The organism is Dorea amylophila (assembly GCF_025567265.1).
Taxonomy (GTDB): Bacteria; Bacillota; Clostridia; order Lachnospirales; family Lachnospiraceae; genus Dorea_A; species Dorea_A amylophila.
On the sequence record NZ_JAOQJW010000009.1, the window covers coordinates 39,385 to 59,798 of the forward strand.

25 protein-coding genes are annotated in these 20,414 nt (G+C 34.6%); 5 read left to right on the forward strand and 20 right to left on the reverse strand.

From position 1 onward, the window contains the following. Positions 1-4 precede the first annotated feature (4 nt). From OCV72_RS07070 to OCV72_RS07115, 10 genes are all read right to left on the reverse strand, one after another. Positions 5-2,107 carry a peptidase domain-containing ABC transporter gene (locus OCV72_RS07070; protein ID WP_055282854.1) on the reverse strand — a complete coding sequence of 701 codons (2,103 nt, stop codon included), beginning with the start codon at positions 2,105-2,107 and terminating at the stop codon, positions 5-7. Positions 2,108-2,177: 70 nt separating this feature from the next. Continuing rightward, the gene (locus OCV72_RS07075; RefSeq protein ID WP_055056068.1) at positions 2,178-5,315 is read right to left on the reverse strand and encodes a type 2 lanthipeptide synthetase LanM family protein; all 3,138 of its coding nucleotides are present in this window, start codon (positions 5,313-5,315) and stop codon (positions 2,178-2,180) included. 100 nt (positions 5,316-5,415) lie between these two features. Then, positions 5,416-5,619 carry a plantaricin C family lantibiotic gene (locus OCV72_RS07080; RefSeq protein WP_055056069.1) on the reverse strand — a complete coding sequence of 68 codons (204 nt, stop codon included), beginning with the start codon at positions 5,617-5,619 and terminating at the stop codon, positions 5,416-5,418. A gap of 354 nt (positions 5,620-5,973) precedes the next feature. Continuing rightward, a complete protein-coding gene (locus OCV72_RS16780; RefSeq protein ID WP_081019425.1) occupies positions 5,974-6,138 on the reverse strand; it encodes a helix-turn-helix domain-containing protein in 165 nt (54 codons plus the stop codon). A gap of 93 nt (positions 6,139-6,231) precedes the next feature. Next, positions 6,232-6,729 carry a hypothetical protein gene (locus OCV72_RS07090; RefSeq protein WP_055056070.1) on the reverse strand — a complete coding sequence of 166 codons (498 nt, stop codon included), beginning with the start codon at positions 6,727-6,729 and terminating at the stop codon, positions 6,232-6,234. A gap of 59 nt (positions 6,730-6,788) precedes the next feature. Beyond that, positions 6,789-7,118 (reverse strand): winged helix-turn-helix domain-containing protein, encoded by a 330-nt coding sequence (locus OCV72_RS07095; protein WP_055056071.1) that lies wholly within the window; start codon positions 7,116-7,118, stop codon positions 6,789-6,791. 96 nt (positions 7,119-7,214) lie between these two features. After that, positions 7,215-7,580 (reverse strand): hypothetical protein, encoded by a 366-nt coding sequence (locus OCV72_RS07100; RefSeq protein ID WP_128865981.1) that lies wholly within the window; start codon positions 7,578-7,580, stop codon positions 7,215-7,217. 14 nt (positions 7,581-7,594) lie between these two features. Further along, positions 7,595-8,251: a P-loop NTPase family protein gene (locus OCV72_RS07105; RefSeq protein WP_055056073.1), complete on the reverse strand. Its 657-nt coding sequence runs from the start codon at positions 8,249-8,251 to the stop codon at positions 7,595-7,597. 97 nt (positions 8,252-8,348) lie between these two features. After that, on the reverse strand, positions 8,349-8,486 hold the full coding sequence (locus OCV72_RS07110) for a hypothetical protein (RefSeq protein WP_155512665.1): 138 nt from the start codon (positions 8,484-8,486) through the stop codon (positions 8,349-8,351). A 58-nt stretch (positions 8,487-8,544) separates the two neighbouring features. Further along, complete coding sequence (locus tag OCV72_RS07115; RefSeq protein ID WP_257465767.1) at positions 8,545-8,673, reverse strand: hypothetical protein; 129 nt, start codon at positions 8,671-8,673, stop codon at positions 8,545-8,547. A gap of 226 nt (positions 8,674-8,899) precedes the next feature. On the opposite strand from OCV72_RS07115, the gene tnpA reads away from it, so the two are divergent. The 4 genes from tnpA (at position 8,900) to OCV72_RS07135 (ending at position 13,144) form a co-directional block, all read left to right on the forward strand. Then, positions 8,900-9,283: an IS66 family insertion sequence element accessory protein TnpA gene (gene tnpA, locus OCV72_RS07120; protein WP_055056074.1), complete on the forward strand. Its 384-nt coding sequence runs from the start codon at positions 8,900-8,902 to the stop codon at positions 9,281-9,283. After that, positions 9,277-9,636: an IS66 family insertion sequence element accessory protein TnpB gene (gene tnpB, locus OCV72_RS07125; protein WP_081019426.1), complete on the forward strand. Its 360-nt coding sequence runs from the start codon at positions 9,277-9,279 to the stop codon at positions 9,634-9,636. The genes tnpA and tnpB overlap by 7 nt, the downstream gene beginning before the upstream one ends. A 311-nt stretch (positions 9,637-9,947) precedes the next feature. Then, positions 9,948-11,609 carry an IS66 family transposase gene (gene tnpC, locus OCV72_RS07130; RefSeq protein WP_055056075.1) on the forward strand — a complete coding sequence of 554 codons (1,662 nt, stop codon included), beginning with the start codon at positions 9,948-9,950 and terminating at the stop codon, positions 11,607-11,609. Between the two features lie 287 nt (positions 11,610-11,896). Next, positions 11,897-13,144, forward strand: a complete 1,248-nt coding sequence (locus OCV72_RS07135) for an IS256 family transposase (RefSeq protein ID WP_055282856.1) — start codon at positions 11,897-11,899, stop codon at positions 13,142-13,144. A 192-nt stretch (positions 13,145-13,336) separates the two neighbouring features. Here the strand turns inward: OCV72_RS07135 and OCV72_RS07140 are convergent, their stop codons facing one another. The 10 genes from OCV72_RS07140 to OCV72_RS07185 all read right to left on the reverse strand — a co-directional run bounded on the left by OCV72_RS07140 (position 13,337) and on the right by OCV72_RS07185 (position 19,862). Beyond that, positions 13,337-13,918 carry a hypothetical protein gene (locus OCV72_RS07140; protein ID WP_055056076.1) on the reverse strand — a complete coding sequence of 194 codons (582 nt, stop codon included), beginning with the start codon at positions 13,916-13,918 and terminating at the stop codon, positions 13,337-13,339. Positions 13,919-13,923: 5 nt separating this feature from the next. Continuing rightward, on the reverse strand, positions 13,924-14,103 hold the full coding sequence (locus tag OCV72_RS07145; RefSeq protein WP_055056077.1) for a hypothetical protein: 180 nt from the start codon (positions 14,101-14,103) through the stop codon (positions 13,924-13,926). A 315-nt stretch (positions 14,104-14,418) separates the two neighbouring features. Beyond that, complete coding sequence (locus tag OCV72_RS07150; protein WP_055056078.1) at positions 14,419-15,030, reverse strand: hypothetical protein; 612 nt, start codon at positions 15,028-15,030, stop codon at positions 14,419-14,421. A gap of 187 nt (positions 15,031-15,217) precedes the next feature. Beyond that, on the reverse strand, positions 15,218-15,547 hold the full coding sequence (locus OCV72_RS07155; protein ID WP_055056079.1) for a winged helix-turn-helix domain-containing protein: 330 nt from the start codon (positions 15,545-15,547) through the stop codon (positions 15,218-15,220). Between the two features lie 185 nt (positions 15,548-15,732). After that, a complete protein-coding gene (locus OCV72_RS16615) occupies positions 15,733-17,025 on the reverse strand; it encodes a sensor histidine kinase (RefSeq protein ID WP_055056080.1) in 1,293 nt (430 codons plus the stop codon). 16 nt (positions 17,026-17,041) lie between these two features. Next, on the reverse strand, positions 17,042-17,761 hold the full coding sequence (locus tag OCV72_RS07165) for a LytR/AlgR family response regulator transcription factor (protein ID WP_055056081.1): 720 nt from the start codon (positions 17,759-17,761) through the stop codon (positions 17,042-17,044). Between the two features lie 105 nt (positions 17,762-17,866). After that, positions 17,867-18,421, reverse strand: coding sequence for an accessory gene regulator ArgB-like protein (locus tag OCV72_RS07170; RefSeq protein WP_055056082.1), 555 nt, complete (start codon positions 18,419-18,421; stop codon positions 17,867-17,869). Then, positions 18,403-18,570 carry a cyclic lactone autoinducer peptide gene (locus OCV72_RS07175; protein WP_081019427.1) on the reverse strand — a complete coding sequence of 56 codons (168 nt, stop codon included), beginning with the start codon at positions 18,568-18,570 and terminating at the stop codon, positions 18,403-18,405. Before OCV72_RS07175 ends, OCV72_RS07170 begins: the two co-directional genes overlap by 19 nt. A 328-nt stretch (positions 18,571-18,898) precedes the next feature. Continuing rightward, positions 18,899-19,120, reverse strand: a complete 222-nt coding sequence (locus OCV72_RS07180; protein WP_055056083.1) for an ATP-binding protein — start codon at positions 19,118-19,120, stop codon at positions 18,899-18,901. Positions 19,121-19,499: 379 nt separating this feature from the next. Further along, entirely contained in the window at positions 19,500-19,862 is a 363-nt protein-coding gene (locus tag OCV72_RS07185) for a hypothetical protein (RefSeq protein ID WP_055056084.1), read from the reverse strand. 126 nt (positions 19,863-19,988) lie between these two features. Here OCV72_RS07185 and OCV72_RS07190 point away from each other — a divergent pair, with 126 nt between their 5' ends. Next, on the forward strand, positions 19,989-20,330 hold the full coding sequence (locus tag OCV72_RS07190) for a helix-turn-helix domain-containing protein (RefSeq protein WP_055056085.1): 342 nt from the start codon (positions 19,989-19,991) through the stop codon (positions 20,328-20,330). Positions 20,331-20,414: the final 84 nt, after the last annotated feature.

Sequence of the window (20,414 nt, forward strand, 5' to 3'; positions counted from 1 at the left end):
GTTCTTAATTATTTACACTATCATAATATGCTCCCTTTAACTGAAGTAGTTCCACATGTGTTCCGGATTCAATTATTTTTCCTTTTTCAACTACGTATATTGTATCAGCATCTTGTATGACATTCAGTCTATGTGTAACTACAATCTGGGTAATATGTAGTTGTTTCAAATTATTACATATTCTTCGTTCTGTAAGAGGATCTAAGTTGCTTGTGGCTTCATCAAAAATAATAACTTCCGGTTTCAGTGCCAATGCTCTTGCTATAGCAATACGCTGTTTTTGTCCTCCTGAAATGTTCTGTCCATTTTCTCCCACAAATGTATTAAGTCCCAATGGGAATTTTTCTATATCATCTTTCAGTTCTACTAAATCTAAATAATGATATATTTCCTCATCTGTCAACGTATTTGTAATATCCACGTTTTCTCTAATTGTTCCATTCATTGCCATTGGAACCTGAGTAACTATGGCAAATATCCGATCTATATCCTCTTTGCATATTTGTTTTATATCTTCCCCGTTTACTAAAATTTGTCCTTGATAATGAGAAAAGACGTTCAATAATAATTTTGTAATTGTAGTCTTTCCACTTCCTGAACTTCCTACAAATGCTATCTTCTCCCCCTTTTTTAGCATCATACTAACATTCTCTACATCTGGCTTCGTGCTTCCATAGTAAGAAAATGTTACTTGCTGCATTTCCATAGACTCAAATGAATTAATATGCTGAGTACCATTTTTACGGTTAGATTTATAATTCATTAACTCTTTTAAACGAATCATTGTTTCCTTTAAAACATTAATTTGAGGTACCACCAAAGATAGAGTTTGAAATGGACCTGTAAAATATCCGGCAAGTGTGACAAAGGCTATTAACGTTCCTAATTCCAACCTATTATCACAAACCAAGTATCCTCCTATAACGTAAAGTATCAATGAAGAAGCTATTGAAAAAGCCCCCACCACCGACTCCATAATATCACTTATTTGTACACGCTCACGTAATCTCTTAATTAAATGCTTATAATCCTGTTTCAGACTATCACTCAGCATATTCTCTATTCTCATGCACCTTATTTGCTGGATATTAGTCAAAGTTTCTACCATTCGTGCCTGTAATGCACTCTGATCTGCAATATAATTTTTAACCTTTATTCTAGCTTTTTGATTTAAAATCATTACTATTGTTATCTGTATAACAGTCATTACTATTATAACTGCAAACAATGGTATTGACTGTGTTATCATCATTATTCCGCAAAAAACAGCAGTAACCACATCTATCACTGTTGAAATTAGAGCTGTTGATATAAATTCGTATATATCACTGACACTATTAAAGCGATTTTCAATATCTCCTGATGAATGGCTTTCAAAATAACTTAAATCAATATCAAATATTTTATTCAGCATTAAAAATATAGTATCTTTGTATATATTATTCTGTAAAATAAGTATTACCCTTTTTTTAGCTAAATTTGCAAGTAAATAACTTAATGCCACTGATAATATCAGTAACGCATATTTTACAAAATTGAAGCCTAATGTATCATACGTTATTTCATTGACTATTTTTTTTATAATGAGCGGTGGAATCAATATAATTCCCTGTGTAACCAACGTTAGAATACTTGCCAGAAATAATTTGCTTTTATTTATAGGTATAAGAAAAGACTCACGTTTCTCACGTTTATAATTCTTTTCTGTTGGTCGAACACATACAAGTACATCTAAAAAATTCTTTTTAATATATGAATAATCAACCTTTTCTTTTCCTTTTAAAGGATCTAAAAGTATATATTTCCCATATTTTTTCTCCGCAACTACAACATAATGATTTTCTTTTGAACACATGATAATCGGTAAACATTTTATCAAATTTTCTTCGGTTTCGTAGTTTCCATACGCCTTGAATGAAAAATTATGTTCTTCCGTAATTTCTTTCATTTTTGCTAAAGACATACCATTTCTTCCAATACTTGTTGTAGCTTTTAATTCACTAATATCTATCTTATATTTATAATATTGGAAGATCATTGTCAATGCTGCTATACCACAGTCTGTTGTCCCCATCTGGCGAATCAATGGCACACTTTTTTTGTGCATAAATACACCTCCCTAGTATAATAAATTAGTATTGGAAATAATAAATTCTATTATTTCCAATACTATCATTTTAGACTTCCAGAGCAATTACACAAGGTAAATCCTTTTTTATATCTCGCAGCAAAGAATATCCCATGCCACATAGTCCTGTCATAAATCCTTGCAATTTATATCCATATAGATACGCATTATCGCAATCAAATACACCATTACATACATTCTCAGCAATAATATCACGAATATCTACATAATATTTTTCTATCTTTTTATCTGAATGGTCTTTTAAATATTCAAATAAAATTTCTGTATTACCTAAATTACCATGACATAGACAATTGTTTCCTAAAATTCCCTCTTTTAATATTGTATTCACTGCTACTTTTATATCATTTTCTATCAAATCCGAATACCGCCCATTCAATATGACATTTACTTTAGATCGGCTAAGCAATATGCCTGCAGCGCCATGACACCAAGCAACGGTAAAACTTCCTCCATCAGATGCTTTTTCTCCTGCATATACCCTTTCGTCTTTCCAATTTCCTTTTTCTTTCACAAATAAAGAATTTTCAAATTTAATGCCATCGAGCAGTGATAATAAATACTCCTCTTTCTGAGTTACCTGCCATAGTTTTGCCAGTGCTAAAACTATTCCAGATGCTCCATGTGAAAATCCCGCTAACGGCGAAGTTCTTCCATCTCCATTCCATCCGCCTTTAATAGAGCCTTCCTTTTCCTGAGCATTTACTATTATATCTCCTGCTATTTCTGCCGAAGCGATATACTCTTTATTTCCAGTTAGCTGATACATATTGATCAATGTAATAACTGCGCCTGCATTACCATAGACCAGATCAAAACTGTTATCTCTGGTAATCGCTTTCTTTAATATTTTATAGTGCTTTTTTGCATAATCCAAATATTTTTCTTTATTTGTAATTTTATACAGTACCTCATAAGTGTACATTATAGACGCTTCTCCACCAAAGGCGCCACTGCTTTCATTTTCTATTCCCTCATTTCGTTCACACATCTCATCTGTGTATGTAAATAATTCCTTTTCAATCGCATTGCATATAATAAGGTACTCCTTTTGGGGATCAACAGCATACAATGCGTTAAAGAAAATTGCTAGCCCAGACATTCCTTCATATAAATAGGTACCAAGTGGTCTTATATCCCATGAGCAGTCATCTTCATTTCCTATTAGAGTAACACCAATCCAATTAACTTCTGTTCTATCTTTATTAAAAACAGCAGTTTTTATAAGAGAATCAGCCAATTTCTGAACAGCTTTTAACAGATGAGCCTTATTTTTTTCTCTGTGCGGAATCATTTTCATTTGTTGAAGCTCTATCTTTTTATCCTCAACCTGAAATTCGTTTATCTCTGTCAGAATAATATTCATGAACATTAATTGCCTTTTTAAATCATCTTCATCTAACAATACTATCTTTTTCTTTAAGTGTTCCAAACTGGTATATTCAAAATAGTCTTCGATTTTCTCACCTTCTGATCCGAAAAGAGATTTACCTGATGTATTGAGATAAAAATATGGAATGTCCATGTTTAACATGTCTTTTATCTCACATTTCACAACACCTTTATCTCCTTGTGTAGCTTCATACTGTTTAAATAAACTACACAAAAACATTTGTCTATCTCTTCCATCTTGCATAAAATCCGGATGAAAAGATGTGTGTAATAACATAGAATATCTTTGGGTATCCTGAACTAAATGGCGAATATTTAAATTACCAAACATGTCGGCATATTCAAGAAACTTTTCTTTGTTCTCCAAAACATATTTATACGCATCTTCAAATCCTGCATTTATTTCTTTTAGATAATGAAATGCTGATACATTTTCTCCATCTAATTTAACAAGATTTTGATTTACTCCAGTTGTAGGATGTTCATATACAAATCTCATATTTGAAGTACATAAATCCGCTATTTTAGGAATAACTATAGGATATTCCTTTCCCTCACTACCTTTAATTGCACTCATATCTACGCCTTGGCCCAAATTTGAAAACCTATAGTGTGGCAATAAACCTGAGTATAATACTGACTCATGAAGGATATAATTTATTTCCTCCTTTGCAGAATTTGTTCTCCCTCTTCTACGGTTGTCTAGTATAGTTTCTGCATCTATAATAATTGGATATTCTCCTGCGGCAATCACATTTTCTTCATGTAAATCATTTGTATTAAGAATATAACTACCGAAAATCAATATTCCAAATCTATAAAAATACCGTCTGATTTCATCCTCTGTTTTACAACTTTTATAATATACAAATTCCTCCCAACCATACTCCTGACAATCTAATATTTTTGGTTCATACATCTCATATTTACAACCAGCATTTATCTTTCCCAGAAAATCGAAATACACTTTTTCAATTTTTAATGAACGTGGTTTATACACAATTTTAGTGCCATTATCCAACTTAAGAATACTTACCCTATTCCCTTTTTTATGAGAATCCGAGATATTAGAACTTATTTCAACTACATTTTTAAATTCTAAACCTCCACAAAATTTATTCGCAATTTCATTTTTATCTTTATTAAGTCTTTCTAATAAAAGTACATAATAAGAAGATAAGTTTTCTACGGTTTCTGTAACTGAACGTAGTAAACATGGATATATATTGAAAATCTCCTGTTTATACGATTTCTTACTTAAAAAATTATTATTATAATAATCGTATTCTTCCTCTGAATTTCTTCCATTCAGTTTTCCCGTCTTCTTACAAAGATACATTTCAAACATTAATATTCCAAGACTGATCTTCCCTAATCTCTCTAATAAGGTATTTGCGTATGTATCTATAATAGAATCCGTCAAAAAAAGACTTGTTCCATTTTTTAATATGTCTATTCCGTAATTGATTAAAGGTATAAAAAAATTATCAAATGCCAATTTTTCTCCTTTGAATCCGGAATAGTTATAATTGATTGGTTTTTCAAATAATTCTATTTTTACCTTTTCCATTTCTGACATCACGTGATTGTTTTCACATACATAATTTTCAGAATTTAAAACTTTTACTAAATCAATACCATAACATTTCTCAGCAACTCTTAATGTATCTTCTCCTAAAATCTTTTTCCAATATTCAAATATATCTTTTTTATTTTCTGCTTCTGATGTTGTATAACTTCTTTCTGTAAAATATGATGCTCTCTCAGTATTCATGTTCTTAAACACCCCATTCTGCTTTCCATTTCAACTCACAATTCGTATCTGTACTGCACAAACTTCAATTAACGCTTACCCTCTTTATCAACACCTGTGTTTATTTCTTAGGGCAGCAAGGTTTCAGCAAAGTACCAAAATAGCATTCTGCTGTACTTGTACATAAAACTCCGCCGGAATTTCTGGTTTCACCAGCTCCTGCTACAAATTTGTTTAAATCTGCTTCCTGCAGCTCCATCATAACGTTACCAGCTGGATTGCTAAAGTTTTCTTCTCTTGTAATAGGATTTCTCATTTCACTCATAATTATTTCTCCTTTCATAAATCAATTTTGTACAGTACAGATACTAATTCTAAATTGAAATGGTTGAATTATTTTCTTCTGTTCCTTACATTTTAGATAATACACCTTTTATTTCTTGAAATTTTATTCATGTAATAAAATCGACTGTCTATGTAATTTTTGTTAGAATATTAATAGTTTTATTTTTTCACATCTTCCATATAAAAATATTACTGTCTACCAACGTAACCGTTCAAAACAAAAATCTTTTCTACAATGTCAAAAGCGGATATGCGCTAAATCGCATATCCGCTCCAAATTCTTTCAAACCGCAAATAATATTTCCCTATATATTCTCTGCAACTCTCATAATATTCAATTATCCCACCATATTTTTCGATATTTGCTAGGTGTCCTCCCATACTTCTGCTGAAACGCCTGGTTAAACGTCCTTTGGCTTTCAAATCCGAATTCAAGATAAATATCCATAATCCTTTTATCTGTATTTTCCAGCAGATTGGAATAATAATGATGTAATATTCATCACCAAAAATGATTATCAAATTTCAACAAAAAGATGTAAATAATATCAAATACACCGTCTACCTTTTACCTCAATTTTTTTAATCAATCTTATTTCCGCTTACCAACATTTTCTTTTTTTAAAATTTTAGAAGTTTTTACAAGTGCTTCTATTAAAGTTAAACCTGTCAGAATTACAGCAACCCCCATCATAAATAATGTCCATGCTTTGCCCTTATCAAAGGTTACCAAAATAGCTATCACAGCTACAGGCATGTTTATATATCCTAAACTTGTTGCCCATTGAATAAAAAAGTTCGGCCAAAACTTTTTCTCTTCTTCCACTTCATTCACTGTTTTCACTTTTTTGGCGAAATAAAGCATACAGACTATAGATACAGCTATCAGTATTATTTTCCATACACAATTAACTTTCGTTTCCTCTGGTGGAAAAAAGGTATCTATCATGATAACTGCTATTCCAATGATAAATGCTATTTCACTATACAATCCTGAATAAGCGGAATCTTTCATGTCATTTACTTTTTTCTCTAAAGCAGTAATTACAGATTGGTGATACTGTTTTGCACTTTTCTTATTTCCGTTCATGTAATAAATCCTCCATTAATAATAACATACTATTTCATCTCAATTATATCTCCCAAAAACTATAACTTTTTCAACCGATACCCCACATTGACCAACGTTTCGATAATATCATGTCCCATCTTTTTTCTTATCTTCCATATCACATATTCTACTGTTCTGTATGGTATCTGATCATCATGATAATGAATACCCCATACAGAATGATAAATAGTTGTCTTTGGCATTACCCAGTTTGGCTTTAAAGCCAGTAGATATAAAACTTCAAATTCCCTGGGTGTCAGGTCTATCTCCTTTCCTTCGTAGATAACCTGATAGGACATTGGATTTAACTGTAATTTCCCGTTGCCCAACACTACATTCTCTTTATATTCTGGAAAAACATACTTCATGTGTATGTCTCCTCTTGATTTGTAAATTCAACTTTTCTCATTCCAGAAAGAAATACTGGACGAAAACTCCTCGCCCAGCACTTCTTCAATTATCAGTTATTTTAATGCACTCTCTATATCCTCCGCTGCTTTTTCTATAATTTGAAGATACTCTTGGAGCTTTTCAGACTGGATATTTTTTTCTGCAAGTGAATTGATTAGAAAGCAACTTGTTTTTATGCAGCTTAGCGGATTTCGGATATTGCTCTGCAGTTCCGCCCGCATAGTACGATAATCATTTTCTATATCCAGTGTCATTGTTACTGCCCTCTCACAAATATCCAGCAGTTGATTGATACACTCTGCCAACTCTTGCACCGGATCATTCAAATACCTGCACCTAACTCTTTGTTCCAAACATTGTTCAGAAAGAATATCGTTCAAATCATTTAACAGCAGTCTACATTCTCTATCACGTTCCATTTCTACAGCTCCATTCATGCACGAAAATCAATAATAGAAAATTCCTTTTTCTCCGGTCGGTATTTGTATATAAAATCATAAGCGCCATAATTTTCGTCTAAATCTTCACTTATGTAAAGAGCAGATATTCCCAAACTTTTTGCTGCATGATAAGTAAGTATTGCAAGTTCTGCCTTGCTCTGCTCTTGCATTCTTTTGAATAAATCGAATATCACAACAACCTTCCTGCCTCCGGAAAAGGCACGCGCACAGATACATCTCATTTCTTCTCTATGATTAAGATCCGAAGGATATTTTTGTAATAAGTACCCTATGTCAAAAGCCTTAACCAATTCCTCTATATTGGTTTTATCTCCGTCTAACAGACTTGGCATAGAAATATTTTCTTCAATCGTCATAAATTCAATCAGCGGAAACTCTTCTGCCGCTATCCCAAACAAGCGCCTGTTTAAAAGAGAACGACTATTTTCGTCCAAATCAAGCCAGTCTTTATTACATACAAATATCTCATCTGTTTTCGGTTTTCTATATCCGCAAAAGATTTCAAAAAGTATCCGTCCAAAATTTTCCCCACACATAAAAAAGCAAACTTCTTTGGAATTTACCTCAATGTTTAAATTTTGTATATAGGCTTCCTCGTCTGTCATATTTTCAACTAGAAGTGGATACATAGTTTCTCTCCCTCACATTAAAAGGCACTAGATAACAGAAAATTTTATTCTTACCTAGTGCCTTTTTCTAAACTGCCTTTGCCTGCATTTGCAAGTTTTACCACCAACCAGTTACTACTGCTGTACAGTTATTGTATCCACTCTCCATACAATCTTGTAAACAATCATCAGGATCACAGTACTGTACTTCGATTTCAAACATTTCTTCCTGTACTACTTTTTCTAATTCCTTCATAATAACCTCCTTTTCTACAAAGCGATGGGCAGATACCTGCCCACCGCCCTGTCCAAAACTACATAGGAACAATCGCAATTACAATAATACTTAAAATTGCGCCTCCCGCACTTGCCGCAGGGACAAAGTCTGTCAACATAGCCTCGTCTAATGATGTTCCGTTTAACATTGATAATGGTTCAAACATGTCACATCCTCCTTTCTACAAGCGTTTTATAGGAACTTCCTATGGATTAAAAGTAAGCGATGAATAATCCACCGGTTTTTCAGTATCCAAAATTTATGAGATAATCCCTCTAAGGAGTGGTATCTCTATAACTTTTCCAGTTTTTTGCACTTAGGACCATTTCACTTCAGTTCTTCTGGTACCTGTGCTAATCTCACTCCAAATAAAAAACAGGAGTTGAATTTTTATGCCTAAAAAAAATCCAAGACGTACAGATAAAGAATGGTTGGATCTGATCCAGGAATGCCGGTCCAGTGGTCTTTCTGATAAATGCTGGTGTCAGGAACATCATATCCATACAAGCAACTTTTATTACCAGATACGAAGACTTCGACAAAAAGCCTGTGAGATACCGGAACCAGTCCATTCTTCTTTTTCAGGAAAACAGGAAGTTGTACCGCTTTCTTTTGAGGAACCGGCAGTCTGCCCATCCTCAGTGCAGCTCAAAACGGATACCATTCCAGACTCTGTTATAAAGATCACTTATCACAGTTTCCAGATTGAGATCACCAACGCAGCAGACCGTGAGACCATATTTCATACGTTATCAGCGCTGCAGGATTTATGTTAGGTGATCTGTCCGGTGTGTCTAAGATCTTCGTTATCACCGGACGTACAGATATGCGAAAAAGTTTCGACGGGCTTATGGCTATCATACGCGATACTTATGAACTCGATCCGTATGCAAATGCAGTTTATCTTTTCTGTGGAAGGGATAGCCGTAAACTTAAGGCACTCCATTTTGATAAGGATGGTTTTGTGCTGCTCCAGAAAAGGCTTGACGGAAACGGCAGGTTCCAGTGGCCGCGGAATGCTTCGGAAGCCCGTCTTTTGACGCGTCAGGAATTCCGGTGGCTTATGGAAGGTCTTTCCATCGATCAGCCCAAAGCAATCAAAGGCACAGGCAGAAAAAAAGATTTCTGATCCTTTGTGCAAAACAGAGAATTTTAAATTTTCTATATCCGTGACAGCAGGCAGCCGCCAGACACTTATCCACTGCTTTCTTTTTTCCTTTCGAATGCGATGTGGATGAGACTCAAAAAAACATCTGTTTTAAAACAGCAGGTGGATATCTTTCCTAAAAGAATGAGCATACAGGCATATCTTTCATTTTTTTAGGAAAGATATCCACAACTGAGGTACCGTCAGATTGACAGTACCATCTGTCCCGTCTGTTTGCCATATCCCCGTACTTCTTTTATAATAGGGATAAGAAAACAAAGGACGGAAATGCCATGCCTCATGATACAGAAGATATGATCCAGCTTTTATTAAACACGAATAAAGAACAGGAACAGACCATTGTGGATCTCAGAGCTACCATAAAAGAGCTCCGCAGCACTATTGCGAACCTGAACGAGACGATAGATGAACTGAAAAGGAAGATCTTTGGAACATCCAGCGAAAAGACCAGGCGTCCTGATCAGGAGGAAGGAATCCAGGAGGAAGAAACGGTGACCGTTGTAAAAGAACATACACGGACCAGAAGAAAAAAGTCTGTTCGTGCAGATCTGTATGAGGCCCTTCCCATAAAAGAGATCTCCTGCGATGTTCCCCCGGAAGAAAGGATCTGTCCGGACTGTGGTTCCCCGATGGAACACCTGGGGTATAAGTTTGTCCGGGAAGAACTGCGTATCACTCCGGCAAAAGTGGTAAGGGTCCATTACATGCAGGAAACCCTTATGTGTCCTGTATGTCGGCAGGAGGATGAAACAATGATCGTAGAGGCAAAAACACCGACACCGCTTCTTGCCCATAGTCCCGCATCGCCGGATATGGTGGCAATGGTCATGTACCAGAAAAGCTTTCTGCACCTTCCCTTTTACCGTCAGTCAAAAGACTGGATGGAAAAAGGGGTGCCTGTCCCAAGAGAAACTGCAGCGCACTGGTACAATTACTGTTCATTGGAATATCTCTCTCCAGTCTATGAAGTAATGCATCAGGAACTGCTGGCAAGAGAGATCCTCCATGCAGACGAGGTACCCTGTCAGGTGCTTCATGAAGAGGGAAAAACTGCCACTTCAAAATCCTATATGTGGATCTACCTGAGCGGGACTGATGGAAAACCACCGATCATCCTGTATGATTACAGACCCGGACGGAGCGGGGATTATCCGATAGAATTTCTCCATGGTTTCACTGGGATGCTCCAGTGTGATGGGTATAGTGCATACGGCAGGATCGAAGATGTTGTCCTGGTCTGCTGTCTTGCCCACTGCAGGCGTAAGTTCTTTGAAGCAGTCCCAAAAGCACGTCAGAAAAAGCTGAAACTTCTGGACATTAATTCTGAACAGGAACTTGCAGAACCTCCGCAGGGAACTGCAGAAGACAGTTCCCTGCTCCCTGCCGAAAAAGGAGTTGCATTCTGTAACCGTCTTTTCTATATGGAACGTCTCTACAAAGAACTTCCACAGGAAGAACGAAAACAGAAACGCCAGGAAACAGAACCTGCCATCTGGAATGAATTCTGGACATGGTTGGAAACCCTGGAGCCTGCTGGCGGGAGTAAGCTTGAAAAAGCGGTAAACTATGCCTTTAATCATAAAGAGACCCTTATGAATTATCTACTGGATGGAAGATGCGAGATCTCTAATAATGCAGCGGAACGTCGGGCAAAAACCTATGTGACGGGGCGTAAAAACTTTCTGTTTCATGATACTGCTGATGGAGCAACGGCAAGTGCCATTGTATTGAGTCTCATAGAAACAGCGAAAGCCAATAACCTGAACATCTATCATTATCTCTACACCTTGCTGCTGTATATGCCGGACTATAAAAATGAGCCCGCAGGCATAAAACAGCTGCTGCCATGGAGTGACTTTATAAAAGAAAGATGTACCGGGATCATAGATATCGAAAAAGTAAGACCTGAAGAACGTGGGAACCTGAATATTTAAGGTTCCCAGGAAGTCGTGACCGGGTGATTATTCATCGCTTACGATTAAAAGATAACATTTTCTTTTGAAATTGATGTGCTATTGAAGTGAAAACCATGTGAAACTCTGGTTCTGTCAGAAATAATTTGATATGAGTTTTCATCTTTTAGAGAATATTAGTGCTTGATACAAAAACAGGTGATCCCAAGATTTTGAAATCACCTGCACCTTATGTGGGAGTATCCCAAAGTTTGTGTAAACCTCCAAACTGATGTAAGATAGAATTACTCAGTTTGGAGGTTTATTTTATGGCAAGAAAAAAGGATTCACCACAAAAAGCAGCGCTTAGAGAACTCATGGGAAACTACCTGAAAGAAAACAATGTAAAAGTAAAAGATGGAACAGATGTTAATTCCATTATGCGGGATATGATGTCTATCATTTTGGAAGGTGCCCTTGATCAGGAACTGGATGAAGAACTGGGATATTCCAAGTATGATTATCGAAATAAAGAAACCGATAATTCCAGGAATGGATATTCCCAGAAAACGTTACATACCAGTTACGGAGATATGGAGATTGATATTCCAAGGGATCGAAAAGGTGACTTCGAACCACAGGTTGTAAAGAAGTATCAGAATTCGATTACGCAGGACATGGAAGAAAAGATCATTTCCATGTACGCAAAAGGAATGACTACTGCCGATATAGAAAGCCACATGCGTGAATTATACGATCTTGAGATCTCCGACAGTACTGTCAGCCGGATTACTGATAAGATCCTGCCAATAGTAAAAGAATGGCAGGAAAGGCCATTAGAAAGTGTGTATGCTGTTGTATTTATGGATGCGATCCATTTCCATGCCCGTAATGAGGGGCGGATTGTAAAACGTGCTGTTTACATTGCGATTGGGATCGATATGGAAGGACGTAAGGATGTCCTCGGAATGTATGTTGGCCAAAATGAAAGTGCCAAGTTCTGGCTCTCCATCCTGAATGGCCTGAAAAACCGGGGTGTAGAAGATATATTAATTGCGTGTGTGGATGGACTGACCGGTTTTCCACAGGCAATTGAAGCAGTATTTCCCCAGACCGAGATCCAGCAGTGCATCATCCATCAGATCAGGAACACCACGAAATTTGTTTCTTACAAAGAGATCAAACCACTTATGGCAGATCTGAAGCGTGTATATGCAGCTCCTACAGAAGAAGTTGCATTGGCAGAACTGGACAGCTTTGACGAAAAATGGAGCGGGAAATACCCTAAGATTGCAAAGTCGTGGAAAGATAACTGGGCAAATCTTTCAACGTATTTTAAGTATCCGGAAGCTGTCAGACGTCTGATCTATACCACGAACACGATTGAAGGATTTAACCGCCAACTCCGAAAAGTCACCAAATCCAAGACGGTATTTCCATCCGATGACAGTCTCTTGAAAATGCTGTATCTGGCCATGATAGATATCACCAAGAAATGGACCGGACACCGTCAGGATTGGGGACAGATCCATTCTCAGCTGGAAATTTTCTTCGAAGAAAGATTGGAAAGGTTATAAGCAGAATGCATGCTAGGCAGGGCTGGCACAGCCAGTCCTGCTTGACATGCCTTAAAACTGCATTATAATACAAACAAGGACAGAACCCTGAAAAACAGGTTCTGTCCTCGATAACTAATGACATATCTTATATCAGTTTTTTCTGTTTACACAAAACTTGAAACGCTCTCCCTTATGTATCCTTATTCTTTTTTATAAAATTCGTAGCATCTGAATATAATTCACATTTTCTTTTTCTGATAAACGTTCTCCGAATTTCCGGAATCTGTTTTTCTCGTTCTGATAGAAATTCAATAGCTCCGGCTTTTCCTCACACTCTAAGTACACAACGCCACCGCCAATTTCACGCTGTACATGTTTAAGAATGGTCAATACCGCTTCCATCATCTTTCCGCCATCTGGAACAGGTGCGTCTTTATGCTGATAATTTTTTCCAAACTGACCGATCAGAAAAGCAGAAAGAGCATATTCATCTGTCTTCTCATTTTTTTGTGCATACCGCTGTATCTTTTTTTGCAACGTAGAAGAAAGATTTTTTCCCCAGATTTGCACTGCTTTATGTGTGATTGCAAAAATTGCCAAAACCCTGCTATACTCATCTAACAAAAGATAAGTAATGGACATCTTCCGTTTTGCGAACTCTACCGCATTATTCCGGACAAAATTTTCTATTTCTTTATTCTTCGGACACGAAAAACCGGAGAGGACATCAACCACTGACTCCTCTCCTATAAGTTCTATATAATCTAAAATATTTACAACTGCATAATACATCTCTCTTAGTTCCTTTTCCTACCCAGGAATCTGCGTAATTCTTCTACACTATCTAATATTGGAATAGACGGTGCAGAAGGTTTCCATACTGGATCTTGACTGGACTTTTCAAGTGCATCTACAAATGCTTCTGCTTTTTTCGGATCTTCAATTACAACATTGGTAAGAATACTTGATGTAGCCATATAAAAGCACCTCCTCTTCTCTTATCATTCTCTTTGTTCTAAAAAGCGGTTTTATGCTGGCTGTCAGCCGCGACACCCTTCCGAATGTCTGAAATGTCGCCGGTATCATTCAGTCCCCGGTGCGGACTCACCGTATCTCCCTGGTGTGGGCGTAATACTCTTTCGAGTATAAAATAGTCCCAATATTTACCCTGCCTAGACGCAGTACAGCTTTTACGTGCCGCTACACGAAACCTTTTGGCTTAACTATATTATATGTGATATCCTAAGAAATATCAATGGTTTCCCCAAAATTTGTATCCTGTTATAGAAGGTTCATGGTCGTTTCCATAAACTTTTTCTATAATCTGTATCCAATACTATTTTATGAAAATCCAACATTGTGTGCTCTTGCATCAGTTTCTCACCCAATTTCACAAGAGGATTGGTTTCCCATTCCGGATCAATTCCTGTTTGATGAAAGTATCTTGCATAAGCAAATCCCTCCGCTACCGCATCTGAATTTTCAAATACTCCCACCATTGCATCTGTAAACTGTACAATGATTGAGTTTCCAAAAATACCCTGCAATTCTTCCGCATTCGCATCATCATATTTCTCTACATCAAAAAATAAAGAGAAATCATACGTATTCTCTTCTCCGTCTTCTGTTTCATAAGAAATGGTTCCAAAAATATCTCCCTTGCCAGACGGAAGTTCGATTGACTCTGAAAGCTCTAATTCATATTCAATACCATTGAATACTGTCGTTGCTTCAAACATTTGTGATATACAGGTACCTTCTTTTTCATAAATATCTTTTTGTAAAAAGGAAATAGGATTATACTCCATATTTTCCCATATCTGTTTTCCTTCCACTGTCCGTTTACACAAAGAATTTAAAAGCAGCATCATTGTTTCCTGATCTATTTCTTCATATACGTTCATAGGCAGCCTCCTTTTCTTTGGATTATCCACAAAAGTTCTGTAAGGGTTTATATTAATTTCTGGTTACAACATGATATTTAGTCAAATGACGTATGTGCGCGCCTTCTTAGTAGTTGCCAATATTATATGGCGTATCTTCCAAAAATTCAATCAGAATATAAAAACTTTTACTCACACTATCCTGCCTTTACATCTTTTTTAGTCTATACCCTACATTGATCAATGTTTCTATAATATCATGCCCCATCTTTTTTCGTATCTTCCATACTACGTGTTCCACTGTTTTGTACGGAATCTGATCATCATAATAATTACTCCCCCAGACCGAACAATAGATATTCTTCTTTGGAATAACCCAATTTGGTCTTTGTGCTAAAAGATACAGAACTTCAAATTCCCTGGGAGCTAAACTGATTTCTTTTTCTTCATAAATAACAGTATATGACATGGAATCAAGTTGAAATTTACCATTTCCTAATACAATTTCAGATTTATATTCTGGAAAAACGGTTTGCATTCATTTTCACCTCCATTAGCGTCTACTAAATTGGATCATACTATTTTATGCTATTAACAATTTTCTTGATACTTTATACGTTATCCCAAATAATACATTTTTTGTTATTTAGATACAAACAATGGGCAAAGCATAATGTGCCCTACCCATTGTTCCAAATTTCCTATTGTGAGTATTCTAATACACTATCGCTCACACATTCCATTGTATACTGATAAAATTAAATTTGTTTCAAAATATGTATCTGAATATTCATAGTCCATATTGCCACAATATTTATTTGCTAGGTTTTCTAAAATCATCATGCCCATACCGAGATGCCCATTTTTAGTTGAAACCAACTTCCCTTCTTTAATTTTAGGTTTTGTACCTATTGTATTACACACCTTTATAACAATATATTCTTTAAATCTATGGATACGTAAAATGATTTTTTTACATTGAATACTGCTTTCTTCGCACGCTTCTACAGCATTATCTAACAAATTAGCAAATAAAGCTGTAATATCTGTTTTATCCATAAAATCAAAAGTAATATCTTGCATATTTACTTCAAATTCAATTCTTCTCTGTTCACATATCTGCATTTTGTTCCATATGATTGCACAAACTATTTTATCGCTACAATAAAATTGTGGTTGAATTTCTGTAATATTACTAATCAATTCCTTTTCGTAATCTGTTTTATCGTTTCCAGTCAGTTCACTCAAAACTTGTATATGTTTTTTGGTATCATGTAGTATCTGCTGCATTTGTTCATAATTATCTTGTAGACCTTCATAATACCTCTGCGTCATCTCTAATTGTTGTTCAACTAATTCTGCTCTTTTTTCCATTGTAGCCTTTTTGGATAACATCTTATACAAATAAAGAATTCCCGCATCAAGAATTACCACCCCAAAACTTACAATTAATAATTCTATATTATTTTTTTTCCCTATTTCGTGTTTGACGAAATAACCTAAAATACTAAATTCAAAAACCATAAGAAAAATCATATAGAAATGTAAAATTCTTGAAATAGTATTTATTTGACAGTGTTGCAAAATTTGTATTACTAACTTATATGTGCATAAAATAATAACTGCATTTCCTATACCTGATACCAAAAAATATTTAGGATTGGTTATAGTATTATATGTACTACTTTGTAACACTGTGGAGAAAATAACTGTTACCACTATATCCGCAATTGCCAAATAGATAATTATTATTCCAGAATTAATTAATATACTTTTATCATGTGCTATATACAAACTTTTGCTTAATCCGTATAACAAAAGTGTTGAAAACAAAACATTTAATATCGGAATTCCAAACCATGCTATTCCGACACTCAAAATCACATATATGACATATATTCCTGTAAATGTTAGTTTATTATAACTAAATTTTCTTTCATATAAAGATTCCATAACATCAAAAAAGACATATCCAGTTACTATACAGGAACACATAACCCCTATAAGCCGAAGCACGTCAAACACCTCCCATTTAAATTTTATCAAATGTTGATTGCAAGAAATCATTAAACTTTGCTTTAAATCCTACTGCACGTTTCTGTGCCAATGGGATAGTACCTCCGTTTTCCATAAGTATATCAAACCCTTTGATGCGTTTAATGTGTAGCATGTTTATGATAAAGCTCTTATGTGGCGATTCAAAATTATATTTATTAAATTTTTCATACAATTCTTTCAAACTGTACGTAGCTATGTACTCACCCTGTGATGTATTAATCAAAACTCGCCTTGACATATACTCAAAATAATATATATCATCTAATTCTAATGTCAAAACTCCTTTTTCTGTTGTAAATGCAAATTTCTGTTTTTCTATTGAATTATCTAAGTAATGTATAACTTCTTTTAGAACGTTAAAGATTCTATTTTCTCGCACTGGTTTTTCAACATAATCAAATGCATGTACTTTATAAGCACAACTTGCATATTTACTGTAATTTGTTACATAAACAATTTTACTATTTACATCCCAGTTTCTTAACTTCTTTGCAGTTTCTATTCCATTAAGCCCTGGCATATCTATATCTAAAAATATGACATCAAAACGAATATTTGCCTTTAATAATTTTAAACCACTTGTAAATTCAGCCACCCACACAGGTCTTCCGATATCGGCAAAATATTCTTTCACTATAGCAATCAGTTTGCTGCATATCTGTTTATCATCATCACAAATAGCTACTTTTATCATTTGTATCACCTCCGTTATCCAACGCAAGTATATTTATAATTTTATATCATACCTAAAAAAAGAGGATTTTTCACTATTTTTAATAAATAATATCTAGAAAATCACTTATGTTTTTTGTCTTCCTTTCCCAATCAGTAACATAATTGTTTCTATAACCCAAGCACATATAATTCCATTTATAATTTCCTTAAAAAATAGGGATAACAGACAAATTATCCCTTCTATAATTAAAGTTTTTATTGTTTTTTTCTTATATATTGTCAATTCCTCTCGACTTAACGGTCTATTTGAAGTTTCTTGTGGAGAAAAAGTACTAATAGCCCCTGCACAAATACCTAAAATAATATATATCACGAATAATTCTACATATTCAAGAATATAAAAAAGAAGTATGGAAAACGAAGTAACAATCCCTGTACAAGCATAGCATCCTTTCGAACTTTTTGCATGATATCCGCCGGCATACTTTCGTATACCGGCATATGCCACCAAGAACACTGCTGTACATATGAATTTTTTGCAAATCGTTCCCAATAATAAGATTGTAACTATATGAAATATTTTTTTTATTAACAACGTCAATCCATATTGGTATAATTCTGAATCTTGCTGATGTATAATATTGTTTTTAATGAGTATTTTTACAACTCTCTCAACCATCTTTTATTTTTTTCTTTTCTCAATTTATGTACGCATTGAGGCATTTTAGGCTGCCCATGAAAAAATACACAAGTTGTATTTGCACTTCTTTCAGCCTCCTTATATGACATCTTTGCAATAAATTCAGCGATACCTCTTTTTACATTCATTGATCCTTCCTCCGTTTCGTGTCTATTATATTATTACATATAAGATTATATTTTTCTTTTATCTTAAATGCAATAGCAATGGACAAACTACGAATTATCAGGTTAAACTACGATTAGGTTCTTATATAACCTTTAGAAGTCATTTATACTTGTGATGCTGATATGATAGGTGTGTTTGTATCTGCCAGAGGCTAACATCACCGCCAAGTTGTTTCTAGATTCTTCGAACTCACACTGAGAGTAGAAAATCCTGATAGATTTCTTACATTTCCAATGGAACAGAGCCAAGAGATCCTTTTATTCTTAATTCAGTAAGCTTCCGTAGGAATCATTCATCCGATATCAGTATCAATAGATTGACATATTTTTCCAAGATTTTAATATAGCTACCTGCTGTCCTTGCTATTTCCAGATCAATAAGCAGTTCTGAACGACAGACATATTTGGTGTTGCAATAATGTTTATAGGCTTCTACGTCAAAAGCATAGATCATATACGTTTTACTACAATCTGTGTTTGTACCAGTAATAAATTCGATATATACCAGCATACCAAACCTATCTTTTAATGGAACTTCTTTTAATTTTAGGTTAGCAAACTAGTTACACGAATGTTTTTAATAACTTTATAACTCAGTGATGTTATATAGAATAATATCTTTTACATACTGCTTCTAACAAGGGCTCCGGATATTTCTCGACAAGCACAGCATCGGTACTATTTGCATCCAATAGTTATGATATAGATAATTTTTTAGTACACTATAGCACACAATTAATCGTTTTCTTAGAAACACCGCAGCGCTCAACAATATTCTGTTGACTGAAATTTAGGCTTGATAGCCTGAGAATCTCACGATAATTGGTTTTCCCAAAAAAGGAATTTCCGTTTTCTCTGCATGAATAGTAAAGACACGGACACCAGAATACTCAGCAAATCATTTTTATTACTGTATATTGATTATGATATACAACATTAACCATAGTGATTTTATTTTTTCTCAATTTCTTATTTATTTTATTTATTAATTTTTGCGACAAACTCTTTTTTGTAAATATTCGTACAACATACCAATCTTTATATTTATGAATTCGTATATAAAAATGAAACACTTTACCATAAAAATATAAGTCATGAATTACTTGAATTAAGTATATTTCAACTCTTGCTATAGACTTTTTCTGTCCTTGTAAATTATTTTTATCATAAAACCACTCTATAATACATAATGGACATTTTTCTTTTATTTTTTTCTCTAAAAGTTGACTCCATTCAATACATTGATATTCCATCACATCTTCTCCTTTTCCATTTTATATCAATATACAACTTTAAGTTCTATTATTCAACGCTTAAAGATTATTTCTGAACACGGAAGCATAAAATATAATGATATGAAACATAGGAGGTGATACTGTATGCAAAAACCTGATAAAAGAGCAATTGGTGAACGGATTAGAAAACATCGCGAGGAACTCAACATGAGTAGAGAACAGCTTTCCGAAATAATGGGTATTACTTCAAAGTTTCTCAGTGATATTGAATTTGGTCTTCGGGGATTTTCAATTGAAAAACTTTTTTTATTTTCAGAATCTCTAAACCTTTCAACCGAATATATTCTGTTCGGCACAGGTCCTTCTATTAATGATCGTATTTTTTTACAAAGCATTAATAAATGCCCAGAAGAAAAGAAAGAATATCTCCTCTTAATACTCAATAAAATCATAGAATCTTATAATATAGATACTAAAACTGTATGAAATACTCAGCAGGATTATACCTCGATCTACCCCTTATGTGCTAGATTTTCATGTATCAAAACCGTATTCAACATACAAAAAGGG

Coding starts and splice junctions, on each gene's coding strand:
- OCV72_RS07070 (WP_055282854.1), bottom strand. CDS start 2,107: ATGCACAAAAAAAGTGTGCCATTGATTCGCCAGATGGGGACAACAGAC.
- OCV72_RS07075 (WP_055056068.1), bottom strand. CDS start 5,315: ATGAATACTGAGAGAGCATCATATTTTACAGAAAGAAGTTATACAACA.
- OCV72_RS07080 (WP_055056069.1), bottom strand. CDS start 5,619: ATGAGTGAAATGAGAAATCCTATTACAAGAGAAGAAAACTTTAGCAAT.
- OCV72_RS07090 (WP_055056070.1), bottom strand. CDS start 6,729: ATGAACGGAAATAAGAAAAGTGCAAAACAGTATCACCAATCTGTAATT.
- OCV72_RS07095 (WP_055056071.1), bottom strand. CDS start 7,118: ATGAAGTATGTTTTTCCAGAATATAAAGAGAATGTAGTGTTGGGCAAC.
- OCV72_RS07100 (WP_128865981.1), bottom strand. CDS start 7,580: ATGGAACGTGATAGAGAATGTAGACTGCTGTTAAATGATTTGAACGAT.
- OCV72_RS07105 (WP_055056073.1), bottom strand. CDS start 8,251: ATGTATCCACTTCTAGTTGAAAATATGACAGACGAGGAAGCCTATATA.
- OCV72_RS07110 (WP_155512665.1), bottom strand. CDS start 8,486: ATGAAGGAATTAGAAAAAGTAGTACAGGAAGAAATGTTTGAAATCGAA.
- OCV72_RS07115 (WP_257465767.1), bottom strand. CDS start 8,673: ATGTTTGAACCATTATCAATGTTAAACGGAACATCATTAGACGAGGCT.
- tnpA (WP_055056074.1), top strand. CDS start 8,900: ATGCCTAAAAAAAATCCAAGACGTACAGATAAAGAATGGTTGGATCTG.
- tnpB (WP_081019426.1), top strand. CDS start 9,277: ATGTTAGGTGATCTGTCCGGTGTGTCTAAGATCTTCGTTATCACCGGA.
- tnpC (WP_055056075.1), top strand. CDS start 9,948: ATGCCTCATGATACAGAAGATATGATCCAGCTTTTATTAAACACGAAT.
- OCV72_RS07135 (WP_055282856.1), top strand. CDS start 11,897: ATGGCAAGAAAAAAGGATTCACCACAAAAAGCAGCGCTTAGAGAACTC.
- OCV72_RS07140 (WP_055056076.1), bottom strand. CDS start 13,918: ATGTATTATGCAGTTGTAAATATTTTAGATTATATAGAACTTATAGGA.
- OCV72_RS07145 (WP_055056077.1), bottom strand. CDS start 14,103: ATGGCTACATCAAGTATTCTTACCAATGTTGTAATTGAAGATCCGAAA.
- OCV72_RS07150 (WP_055056078.1), bottom strand. CDS start 15,030: ATGAACGTATATGAAGAAATAGATCAGGAAACAATGATGCTGCTTTTA.
- OCV72_RS07155 (WP_055056079.1), bottom strand. CDS start 15,547: ATGCAAACCGTTTTTCCAGAATATAAATCTGAAATTGTATTAGGAAAT.
- OCV72_RS07165 (WP_055056081.1), bottom strand. CDS start 17,761: ATGATAAAAGTAGCTATTTGTGATGATGATAAACAGATATGCAGCAAA.
- OCV72_RS07170 (WP_055056082.1), bottom strand. CDS start 18,421: ATGGTTGAGAGAGTTGTAAAAATACTCATTAAAAACAATATTATACAT.
- OCV72_RS07175 (WP_081019427.1), bottom strand. CDS start 18,570: ATGAATGTAAAAAGAGGTATCGCTGAATTTATTGCAAAGATGTCATAT.
- OCV72_RS07180 (WP_055056083.1), bottom strand. CDS start 19,120: ATGCTGGTATATATCGAATTTATTACTGGTACAAACACAGATTGTAGT.
- OCV72_RS07185 (WP_055056084.1), bottom strand. CDS start 19,862: ATGGAATATCAATGTATTGAATGGAGTCAACTTTTAGAGAAAAAAATA.
- OCV72_RS07190 (WP_055056085.1), top strand. CDS start 19,989: ATGCAAAAACCTGATAAAAGAGCAATTGGTGAACGGATTAGAAAACAT.